Below are 9,825 nucleotides of genomic sequence, written 5' to 3'. Positions count from 1 at the left end.
CGACGCCCTCGGCGAGGAGCCGGCCGTCAGCGTGGTCGGCGGTCGCCGCTTGAACGCGACGCTGTGGGAACGGTGTCGTGCCATGGTCTTCATCCTCCGAAGACCCAGCCAGCCGGTCAATCAGCCTTATCCAATCCGTCCACCTCCAGGGGCCCACTCCACGCGGTGGTCACTTATGCTGCCGCAACGGGATCACGCACCGGACTAAGTTTACTGCCGATACAAGCGGGATAACCATGATCAGGAGCGAGACGGCAGCAAAGGCCCACGGCCACTGAATAGCGGTCTGGCTGACCGGCGTGGCACATGAGCCCGGCCGAACGCTGACGGCGATCTGCTCCCCGAGCTTCGGCCTGTGGCTCCAGTAGCCAAGCGATACATCGGCGCGACATTCTATTTCGCGTCCCTCGGCCATGCCGCTGTATTGGACGACCGCAACGATGACCCCCCGAAAACTACGCGCAGACAACACACGTGCGTCAATACCCTGTCCATCGCGCAATACGGCCTCGTGCTCAAATTGGGATAATGTCAAGCTGCCGAAGTAGTAAGTGAGGACTAAGCCAAGTATTAGCCCAGCGAAATTCTCTCGGACACGTTGCCTTCGAGCGTCAGCTTGGGTGACGTTTTCCATCGAACCATCGCAACAGCCGCCGGACAAAATGACCCGCGAACCCTACTATCTGGTGTCAGAGTGATTCAAGAAGCTTGGCTGCCACTTGCCTAAACAACCTGACGGTCCGCTTTCGCGCGGTAACGCGAAGAGTCAGACGCCGCCGCTGCACTCGTTCCTGACCCACAGCAGACGTTAAGAAGCGCTTTGCATAGAGCTCTTACTCTGCTTCTGAGAGGTAGGCATGAAGTGGGTGAAGAGAGCCGCACTGGTGTTTTTGGCGCTGATGGCCCTCGCGATTGTACTCAGCGTCCACGCATGCTGGAAGATTAACGAGGAGATCGACCGCTGCTCTGACCAGACATCAGGAAGCTACATCTGGGATGACGCCGCTCGCCGTTCGGAATGCGGGCGACGATAGGTCCGCTATCCACTCTCAGCGGCCTATCCCATCACCGCGTGATCTAGCTGCGCTTTGAGCCAAGATACTGCTGGGTGTACCGAGCTATCACGAAACACGGCAGGGATAGATTCAAAAGATATATGATGAACGTATATTCTGCGGGAACTTGCAGGACCATGCAAACTCCGACCAACAAAATACTTACAAAGAAAATCTTCAAGGATCGCGAGATTGCTGATCCCAGCGTGGGAAAATCAAAGAAAAATTCGACCATAAAATAATAGATGCTTAACATGCGGTTCGCCAGACGCGTCTCATCAGCACTGTAGCCGATAGGTGTGAAGGGCTGCTATCCATTCCGGACCGAAATTGTCGGGCGGCAGACGAGTGTCCGCTTCCAGGAGTCCGAGTGAGGACCGCTCCCCACCCATCACCGACGCACAGGGGCGGGCCTAACACCCGCCCTCGATCCGAAACGGGCCGCCGCGACGCCTCATTGCCATACAGAAGCGCCCGTCACTCGCCCCACATCCAACCCCTCACCCCCGGCCCATCCGGTCCCCCAAAAAATCCCAGATCCGCGCCTCGGCCCGGCGGGATTCCGGCAGGCCCAGCAGCGGGTAGACGTGCATCAGGCCGGGCTCCTCGTGATAGGCGAGGGGGGCCTCCTCCGCCCGGGCGAGGGCGGCGAGGCGGCGGGCATCGGCCACCAGGATGTCGTGGGTGCCGCAGAAGAGTTCGATCGGCGGCAGGCCCCGCAGGGTGCCGAAGAGGGGGCTGACCCGCTCGTCCGTGAGGTCCCAGGCGCCTGCGTACCAGCGCCCGAGGGTCCGCACGCCCGGGCGCATCAGCATCACGTCCCGGGGTTCGATCCGGGCCTGGGACGGGTCGGCGGTGGTGACGTCGAGCCAGGGCGAGATCAGGACGAGGCCGGCGGGACCGGGCAGGTTGCCTGCGCCGCCGGTCTCCCGCACCTGCATCGCCAGGGACAGAGCGAGGCCGCCTCCGGCGGAATCGCCCATCAGGGCGATCGGCGCGCCCGGATCGGCCTCGGCGCAGGCCCGGTAGACCGCCAACGCGAAGGCGCTCGCCTGCGCGCAGGCATGCTCCGGCGTCAGCGGGTAGAGCGGCACCGTGACGGTGAGGCCCGTGGCCGAGACCAGCCGCGCGAGGAAGCGCCAGTGGAGGCGGGTGATCGGGCTCGTATAGGCGCCCCCGTGCAGGTAGATCACCCGCCCCGTGCGGGCTCCCTGGCCGGGTGCCCCGGCCCCCGTGCGCGGCGCCCGTGCCCCCGTGCGCGGCGCCAGGGTGTAGACCTCGAAGCCGTCGCGGGTCTCCCAGGTCACCGCCAGGGTCCGGCGCAGGGCGGGCGTCGGCCGGGCCGGCCGCGGGCGCCGGGCCACCGCCGCCTCGGGGTCGCGCTCCGCCTGGGCGAAGTTGTGCCGCCGCCCGGTGAGGCGGATCGCCAGGGCGAGGAGGCGCGCGGGCAGGCTGGTCACAGCCGCCCCGCGATGGTGTCGCCGACCCGCAGGGCGTTGGCGATGATGGTCAGGGTCGGGTTCACGGCCCCGATCGAGGGGAAGAAGCTCGCATCGGTGACGTAGAGGTTATCGATGCCGTGGGCCCGGCAATCGAGGTCAAGCACGGAGGTGGCCGGGTCCGTGCCGAAGCGCAGCGTCCCGGCCTGGTGCGCGGTTCCGCCGATGGGCGTGTCCTTGCCGAGATAGAGCGAGCGGTCGAACAGGTGTGGGTGCACGTCGAGCTTGCCGCAGAGGTCGCGCAGCTTCTGCTTCAGGCGGGTATGCCCCTCCATGTTGCTCTCGGTGAGGTCGAGGCGGACCCGGCCGCCCTCGTAGAAGATCCGGTTCTCCGGCCGGGGCAGGTCCTCCGAGGTCAGCCAGAAGTCGAGGGAATGCTTCGCGATCCAGTCGAAGGGCTTTTCGGGAAACCATTGCAGGAAGCCCGGCAGGCCCTCGCCGTGGATCTGGGTGCCGTCGGACTTGCCGACCATCTGGATGTGGCCCAGCGGAAAGTCCCAGTCGTCCGAACCGAAGTAGAAGTCGTTGAGCCCGAGGGTCTTCTGGAACTTCGTCGGGTTCGGGGTGCGCGAGACCGCCAGCACCGTGGCGTTGTTGTGGCGCATGTAGTTGCGCCCGACGTGGCCGGAGCCGTTGGCGAGGCCGTGCGGGTGCGCCTCGTTGGCCGAGCGCAGCATCAGCAGGGCCGAGGAGAGGGCGCCGCAGGCCACCACCACGATGTCGCCCGAGACCGTCCGGCTCTGCCCGTCGCGCACGAGCTCGACGCCGGTGATCGCCCGCCCGCTCGGGCTGGTGAGGAGGCGCTCGACATAGGCGCCGGTCCACAGGGTGAGGTTGGGGTGCCGGGCCAGGGCCGGGTCGACGCAGATGATCTGCGCATCGGCCTTGCCGTTGGTCAGGCAGGGATAGCCGTCGAAGGCGTCGCAGCGGATGCAGGCCGAGTGCGGCAGGGCCTTCCCGTCGCGCTCGTCGAGGAGCACGCCCACCGGCAGGTGGAAGGGCCGGTGCCCCTCGCGCTTCAAGCCGTCGAACAGCTCCTGGATGCGCGGCTCGTGGGAGACCGGCGGGTAGGCGTAGGGCTTGTCCGCCGGGGGCTCGGTCGGGTCCTCGCCGCGCAGGCCGTGGACGTGGAAGAGCTCCTCCGCCGCCTGGTAGTAGGGCGCGAAGGTGTCGTACTTCACCGGCCATTCCGGCGCCTCGCCGTCGGGGTGGCGCACCACGTCGAAGTCGCGGGCGCGCAGGCGCAGCAGCACCGAGCCGTAGACCTTGCTGTTGCCGCCCACGTAGTAGTGCAGGCCCGGGTGGAAGGTGCGCCCGTCGGCGCCGTACCAGGTCTCGGGCGCTTGGTAGCGCGCATCCACGAAGACCGCCTGGCTGTCCCAGTTCTCGCGCTCCCGCGGCAGGTAGCCGCCGCGCTCCAGGAGCAGCACCCGCTTGCCGGTCTGGGCGAGGCGCCAGGCCATGGTGCCGCCGCCCGGCCCCGAGCCCACGATCACCACGTCGTAATGGTCCTGATTCATGGGGGTTTCCATGGGGCGTCCTTCGGGATCCTGCGCCGCGGGCGGGTCGGTTCGCGGATGCCGGCACCGGAGCCTCGCTTGCGCCACGATCGCGCGCCGCGGTGCAGCATCCGATGCTCCGAACGTTTGAACCCCCGCGCGGGTGCCGCGTTCAACCGCCGATGGCATCACGTTCTGCCGAGCCATCCCATCCCGGCGGGTCGCCCACCTCTCAGGTCAGGACCGGATCTTGGTCGCTCTCAGCATCGGTATCGCCTTCGCGGTCCGGCTCCTCCTGGTCCTGCTGTTCCTGCCCTTCAGTGCGCTGGACAAGATCCTGAATTTTCGGGGCGCGGTCGGCCAGGCCCGCGAGCGCGTCGCCAGCACCGGGCTCGCCCGCGCCCTCATCCTCGCGGGGCTGTTCGTCGAGGTGGTGATGTCGGCCGGCATCCTCACCGGCATCGCCGACCGGGCCGCCGCCTTCGTGCTCGCCGGCTATTGCGGCGTCACGGCGCTCCTGTGGAAGCAGTTCTGGCGCCCGGGCGACTTCTGGGCCGGCGGCGACAGCAAGGGCCGGGGCCTGTTCTGGGACTTCCTCAAGAACGTCGCCCTCGCCGGCGGGTTTCTGCTCATCACCTTCGGCACCGGGGCCGACACGGTGCGGCTCTTCCTGGCCGACCCGCTGGCCTCCTCGCAGCCCTACCGCACCACCCCCGTTTCCACCCCCGTCAGGACGAGCCCATGAGCGACGAGACCGCCCCCGAAAAACCCCGCGTGCCCTACTGGCACCTCTGGACCGACGCAGAGGGCGTCAGCCACCAGACCCGCTGCGCCCTGACCGATTTCGACATGAAGTCGATGCAGCCGCCGGCCGATCCGCAATGGCAGGGCACCAAGACCCATGACGGCGCCACCGTGATGGTCACGGTGCAGCCGGTGGGCTGGACCGGCGCCTGGCACGAGAACCCGAAGCCCCAATGGATCATCCCGCTCTCGGGGCGCTGGTTCGTCGAATCCATGGACGGCACCCGGGTCGAGATGGGGCCCGGCGAGATCTCCTTCGGGGAGGACCAGAACACGAAGGCGGTGGACGGGCGCCAGGGGCACCTCTCCGGCACGGTCGGGCCTGAACCCGCCGTGCTGATGGTGGTGCAGTTCGATGCGCCGCCCACCGTCGCCACCCCGTGCCGGTTCCGGTAGCCCCATGGCGTCCACGCGCGAAGATCCGGGGTTCGAGGTCGTCGATCCGCGCTTTGCCGGATACCTGCTGGGCAATGCCGAACTGGAGGAGATCGCCACCGGCTTCCGCTGGATCGAGGGGCCGGTCTGGTTCGGGGATGCCGACTGCCTGCTGTTCCAGGACCTGCCGCGCGACCGCACCCTGCGCTGGAGCGAGGCGGAGGGGCTCTCGGTCTACCGGGCGCCCTCGCACTTCGCCAACGGCCAGACCCGCGACCGCCAGGGCCGGCTGATCGCCTGCTCGCACCGGAACCGCTGCCTCACCCGCACCGAATACGACGGCGCCGTCACCACCCTCGCCACCCACCATGCCGGGCGCCGCCTCAACGCCCCCAACGACGTGGTGGTGGCCTCCGACGGCGGGATCTGGTTCACCGACCCGGTCTACGGCATCGCCACTGACTACGAGGGTGGGCGCCAGGATTCCGAGCAGCCGCCGGCCCTCTACCGCCTGGACCCGGATTCGGGCGCCGTGCGCGCCATGGCCACCGATTTCGACGGGCCGAACGGGCTCGCCTTTTCCCCCGACGAGCGGAGGCTCTACGTGGCCGAGACCGGCGACCAGAGCCGGCCGAACCCGCGCCAGTACATCCGCGTCTTCGACGTCGGCTCCGACTTCGCGCTGTCGGGGGGCGGGGTCTTCCACACCGTCGCCCCCGGCTACTGCGACGGGATGCGGGTCGACGAGGACGGCAACGTCTGGAGCAGCGCCGCCGACGGCGTCCACTGCATCGATCCCTCCGGCCACCTGATGGGCAAGATCTTCGTGCCCCACCGGGTCTCGAACCTGACCTTCGGCGGCCGGATGAAGAACCGCCTGTTCATCGGCGGCTCGCACACCCTCTACGCGATCTTCCTCAACCGGCGCGGCGCGCAGACCCCATGACGGGGGACGTAAAGCCGGATAGCGGGGCCGGACCGCTGCGCCTGGACCGGATTCGCCTCGTCAGCGCCGATCCTGAAACGCTGGCGCGGTATTTCACGGCGGCGCTCGGGTTTTCCCGCGTGACCTCGACACGACCTCTGGTCGACCGGCGAACCACTTTTGGCGAAACCGTCGTGTCCCTCCGGCTCGGCGCGCAGGCCGTCGACCTCGTCGGGTTCGACCGTCCGGGGCGGCCCTATCCCGACGCCGTGCCGGGCTGGAGCCCCCTGTTCCAGCACATCGCCATCGTGGTCTCGGACATGGCGGCCGCGGTCTCACGCCTGTCGGCGACGCCGGGCTGGCGCCCGATCTCCACGGCCGGGCCGGAGCGCCTGCCGGCGGCCTCGGGCGGCGTCACCGCCTTCAAGTTCCGCGACCCCGAGGGGCATCCCCTTGAATTCCTTGCGTTTCCCCCCGGGCAGGTACCGGAGGCCTGGCGCAGCGGCGGCCCCGATCCCTGCCTCGGCCTCGATCATTCGGCGATCTCGGTGACGGATACCGCCGCGAGCCTCGCCTTCTACGCGGGCCTCGGCTTCAGGGCGGCGTCGCGCTCCACCAATGTCGGTCCCGCGCAGGCCCGCCTCGACGACGTGCCGGACCCGCACGTCACCGTGACGGGCCTGAGGCCGCCGGGGGCACCGACACCGCACGTCGAACTCCTTGACTATGCAGGGGAATTTTCCCGCGGCGGTCACGTCTGCGACGACCGCGACATCGCCGCCACCGTCCTGGTCTTCGCCGGCGCCGATGGCGCGCCCCGCCACCTCCGGGACCCGGACGGCCATCGGCTTCGGCTGACCTGAGATCCTCGTCCGGAGCGGCCCGCCCGTGGGGCGCAGCGCCGAATGCGCCCGGAACCGGAAATTCACCGCCTGCGGACCCCGTCGCGCACGCCCTCGCCGGACGGCGTGTCCGCCTGCGTCGCGATCCAGGCCAGCGCTGCAGCCAGATCGCGGAAAGGCGCCGGCCTCGGAGAACCGAGGTTGCCGAAACCCACCTCCAGGAACCAGTGTCCGGCCTCCGGGCCATGGTCGGCCGAGAGTTGGATCAGGATCGCGACGAGGAGCCCCTCGTCCATGACCAGCCGGCCTTCCTCGTCGCTGCTCCCTGTCCGGATCCGGATGGACTGGAGGCTCAGCGTCATGGGCCGGGTGGCCGCTTCTGATGCAGGTAGGCCGGGTCGAATTCCGCGCGGTTCGTCAGTGCGTCCCAGTCGTGGATGACGAGGCGCTGCCCCTGAAGGGTCAGCAGTCCCTGGCCGCGCAGATCCTGTAGGACGCGGTTGACGTGGACGTTCGAGACGCCGATCGCATCGGCGATGTCACCTTGGGTGAGGGGCATCTCGCAGGCGAAGTCCCGCGCCAGTCCCATGCCGTGCAGCTTCAAGTAGATCTCGCAGAACAGGTGCGTGATCCGGCCGAGCGTCGAGCGGCGTCCGATATTGGTCATCCACTCCCGGAAGATCGCCGCGTCCACGAGGGTATCCCGCCAGAGGGCGGCCGTGATGCCGGGATGGTTGCGGGTGAGGTCGAGCATCGCCTCGTGCGGGATGAAGGCCAGGGTGCAGGCCGTCAGGGTGCTGAGGCTATGATCCATCACCGGCAGGTGCAGGCTCTGCAGGTCGGGGATGTCCCCGGGGATGTGGACCGACAGGATCTGCCGCTTGCCCTCGTCGAGGAGCTTGTAGCGGAAGGCCCACCCTTCGAGCAGGAGGCAGCATTGCTTGGGATGGTCGCCGTCGCGCACGATGTCCTGATGGGCGCTCAGTTGCCGGCGCGTGACCGGCAGGCGTTCGATCGCCCGACGCTCGAGGTCCGAGACGGTGATGATCGTCTCCAATTTTCGAACGAGCAGGCTGAGATCGGTGCCGGCGGCAAGGCTCATTGCGCAAGTGCCTTTCTCGGGCAGGTTTGGCGTGGGCAGGAGTGACGCATCGGAACTCCGTAGACCGGCCGGACCGCGCAATCCTCACCTACTAACATGAAGACAGGTGGGGAGGTGCCCGCGTTGGCCGGGTCTGCCCGCGGGTATCGACCTCGCCCTCTCGCCAGGGGGTGTTCCCGAATGGGCCTGCTTTAACAAGGCGAACGCCGGCGCATTAACAAATATCAGTGACAGGCCTGACTACGCCGATCAGTCTGAAAGTATCACGCGGATGTGAATGGGCCCTTCGCTGGTGGAAGCGATCCCCGATCTTACCGAAGAACGTGGCGGGGGCGTGAGAGACCCGCGCCGCTTCGTTCAAGTCCAGATCGGCCACACCCCCTGGGGGCATGCGACCCTGCCCCTGCAAATCCGTCTGGCTCGCGGATTCTCATGTCGCATGACCGGGTGGGCAGGGATGAGATGCCCGTCACCCACGCATTCCTGGCCCAGACCCTGGGATCCCAGCGCCTCGGCACGACCCTCAGCGTGCAGGCGCTCGAGGCGCTCGTCGCCAGCAGCAACGGACCGCCCGAGGGCGAATATCACCGGCTCATTCCGCAGGGACCGGACCCGGAGCGCGGCGCCGGGATCTGAGCCGGTGTGTCCCGTCGGATGCGCGCGGCCTGACGCGGGTCTGAAAGGCGGGGCTGGGCGGTTGCAGCTGTTGAGACTCGAGCCGCCCAGCCCCTATCGGAGCGCGGACCTTGGGAAGGAGGCACTTCGATCGGGGGGGGAATCTGCATTCTGATGGAACGCGATCACCCACGATTACGTCGCACCACGTGATGTCCGCGGAGCGCCTTTTAGAAAGTCGGAGCCGACGCAGGCACGTGCGGCCACATCTTCAGTACGTCGGCATCACGGCTACCGGATTCAAGCGCATCGAAGTCCGGGCCTCATGGAGGACCCGCCTCTCGCCAAAACTCAGTCGTTATTCTGGACGAAGTCCCATGCGAATGGTTGGGAGGCGGTCCGAATTGAGGCAAGATCTCATGAATATTCAAAGATAAATTTGAATAACAGAAATGCATGAAGATAATCGGTCGCGGGGCGGATTTGGAAGATTCCATGGCAGGGGCCGACCTGCACACGGTTCGCGACGAGAAATGCCTGTGGACTTGGTCGACCACGGCACCGTACAACCATTCCAAAGACGGGGCCGCCGCCGCGGACATCCGGCGGAGCACGACTCACGACTGGGCAACACGGCAGGAAACGCATGATCCGTTTGAATTTGAACGGCGCCATCCGCGAGGTCGAGGCCGAACCCGACACGCCGCTCCTCTGGGTCATCCGCGAGCAGGCCGGCCTCACTGGCACCAAGTACGGCTGCGGCATCGCACAGTGCGGCGCCTGCACGGTGCATATCGACGGCACGGCGGTGCGCTCCTGTTCGATGCCGGTCTCCAGCGTCACCCCTGACCAGAAGATCGTGACGATCGAGGGCCTGTCGAAGGATCGCTCGCACCCGGTGCAGAAGGCCTGGGCCGAACTCGACGTGCCGCAATGCGGCTTCTGCCAGTCTGGAATGATCATGGCGTCGGCGGCGCTGCTGGCGCAGAACCCGCACCCGAGCGAGGCGCAGATCCGCTCCGAGATCACCAACATCTGCCGCTGCGGCACCTACAACCGCGTCCTGGCCGGCATCAAGCTCGCCGCCGATGGCGGCCAGGCCGGTTGAG

At 67.5% G+C, this 9,825-nt stretch carries 11 protein-coding genes; 6 read left to right on the top strand and 5 right to left on the bottom strand.

From position 1 onward, the window contains the following. Positions 1-169: 169 nt before the first annotated feature. The 3 genes from ASG63_RS25245 to ASG63_RS11545 form a co-directional block, all read right to left on the bottom strand. Complete coding sequence (locus ASG63_RS25245) at positions 170-634, bottom strand: hypothetical protein (RefSeq protein ID WP_156394166.1); 465 nt, start codon at positions 632-634, stop codon at positions 170-172. A 921-nt stretch (positions 635-1,555) separates the two neighbouring features. Next, entirely contained in the window at positions 1,556-2,515 is a 960-nt protein-coding gene (locus ASG63_RS11550; protein ID WP_056216172.1) for an alpha/beta hydrolase fold domain-containing protein, read from the bottom strand. After that, the gene (locus ASG63_RS11545) at positions 2,512-4,086 is read right to left on the bottom strand and encodes a GMC family oxidoreductase (RefSeq protein ID WP_244479880.1); all 1,575 of its coding nucleotides are present in this window, start codon (positions 4,084-4,086) and stop codon (positions 2,512-2,514) included. Before ASG63_RS11545 ends, ASG63_RS11550 begins: the two co-directional genes overlap by 4 nt. Positions 4,087-4,303: 217 nt before the next feature. Here ASG63_RS11545 and ASG63_RS11540 point away from each other — a divergent pair, with 217 nt between their 5' ends. The 4 genes from ASG63_RS11540 to ASG63_RS11525 are packed head-to-tail and all read left to right on the top strand — an operon-like array spanning position 4,304 to position 7,020. Then, entirely contained in the window at positions 4,304-4,798 is a 495-nt protein-coding gene (locus ASG63_RS11540) for a DoxX family membrane protein (protein WP_056216168.1), read from the top strand. Then, on the top strand, positions 4,795-5,253 hold the full coding sequence (locus tag ASG63_RS11535; protein ID WP_056216166.1) for a hypothetical protein: 459 nt from the start codon (positions 4,795-4,797) through the stop codon (positions 5,251-5,253). Before ASG63_RS11540 ends, ASG63_RS11535 begins: the two co-directional genes overlap by 4 nt. A gap of 4 nt (positions 5,254-5,257) precedes the next feature. Further along, positions 5,258-6,178: an SMP-30/gluconolactonase/LRE family protein gene (locus tag ASG63_RS11530; protein ID WP_056216163.1), complete on the top strand. Its 921-nt coding sequence runs from the start codon at positions 5,258-5,260 to the stop codon at positions 6,176-6,178. After that, positions 6,175-7,020, top strand: coding sequence for a VOC family protein (locus ASG63_RS11525; protein WP_156394165.1), 846 nt, complete (start codon positions 6,175-6,177; stop codon positions 7,018-7,020). The genes ASG63_RS11530 and ASG63_RS11525 overlap by 4 nt, the downstream gene beginning before the upstream one ends. Before the next feature lie 62 nt (positions 7,021-7,082). Here the strand turns inward: ASG63_RS11525 and ASG63_RS11520 are convergent, their stop codons facing one another. Both ASG63_RS11520 and ASG63_RS11515 read right to left on the bottom strand, forming a co-directional pair. Next, positions 7,083-7,295: a hypothetical protein gene (locus ASG63_RS11520; protein WP_244479879.1), complete on the bottom strand. Its 213-nt coding sequence runs from the start codon at positions 7,293-7,295 to the stop codon at positions 7,083-7,085. Positions 7,296-7,357: 62 nt separating this feature from the next. Further along, complete coding sequence (locus ASG63_RS11515; protein ID WP_056216157.1) at positions 7,358-8,101, bottom strand: Crp/Fnr family transcriptional regulator; 744 nt, start codon at positions 8,099-8,101, stop codon at positions 7,358-7,360. 462 nt (positions 8,102-8,563) lie between these two features. Between ASG63_RS11515 and ASG63_RS25240 the strand changes: the two genes are divergently transcribed. Further along, the gene (locus ASG63_RS25240; protein WP_156394164.1) at positions 8,564-8,737 is read left to right on the top strand and encodes a hypothetical protein; all 174 of its coding nucleotides are present in this window, start codon (positions 8,564-8,566) and stop codon (positions 8,735-8,737) included. A 625-nt stretch (positions 8,738-9,362) separates the two neighbouring features. After that, complete coding sequence (locus ASG63_RS11510; protein ID WP_056216155.1) at positions 9,363-9,824, top strand: (2Fe-2S)-binding protein; 462 nt, start codon at positions 9,363-9,365, stop codon at positions 9,822-9,824. The last annotated feature ends 1 nt before the right edge of the window (position 9,825 follow it).

The organism is Methylobacterium sp. Leaf94 (assembly GCF_001426045.1).
Classification (GTDB): Bacteria; Pseudomonadota; Alphaproteobacteria; order Rhizobiales; family Beijerinckiaceae; genus Methylobacterium.
The sequence above is the reverse complement of the archived record's forward strand: the minus strand, read 5'-3'. Positions and strand labels throughout refer to the sequence as shown.

Excerpts from the sequence above, each read along its gene's own strand:
- ASG63_RS11515 (WP_056216157.1), bottom strand. The coding sequence starts at position 8,101 with ATGAGCCTTGCCGCCGGCACCGATCTCAGCCTGCTCGTTCGAAAATTG.
- ASG63_RS11535 (WP_056216166.1), top strand. The coding sequence starts at position 4,795 with ATGAGCGACGAGACCGCCCCCGAAAAACCCCGCGTGCCCTACTGGCAC.
- ASG63_RS11520 (WP_244479879.1), bottom strand. The coding sequence starts at position 7,295 with ATGGACGAGGGGCTCCTCGTCGCGATCCTGATCCAACTCTCGGCCGAC.
- ASG63_RS25240 (WP_156394164.1), top strand. The coding sequence starts at position 8,564 with ATGCCCGTCACCCACGCATTCCTGGCCCAGACCCTGGGATCCCAGCGC.
- ASG63_RS11510 (WP_056216155.1), top strand. The coding sequence starts at position 9,363 with ATGATCCGTTTGAATTTGAACGGCGCCATCCGCGAGGTCGAGGCCGAA.
- ASG63_RS25245 (WP_156394166.1), bottom strand. The coding sequence starts at position 634 with ATGGAAAACGTCACCCAAGCTGACGCTCGAAGGCAACGTGTCCGAGAG.
- ASG63_RS11525 (WP_156394165.1), top strand. The coding sequence starts at position 6,175 with ATGACGGGGGACGTAAAGCCGGATAGCGGGGCCGGACCGCTGCGCCTG.
- ASG63_RS11545 (WP_244479880.1), bottom strand. The coding sequence starts at position 4,086 with ATGGAAACCCCCATGAATCAGGACCATTACGACGTGGTGATCGTGGGC.
- ASG63_RS11530 (WP_056216163.1), top strand. The coding sequence starts at position 5,258 with ATGGCGTCCACGCGCGAAGATCCGGGGTTCGAGGTCGTCGATCCGCGC.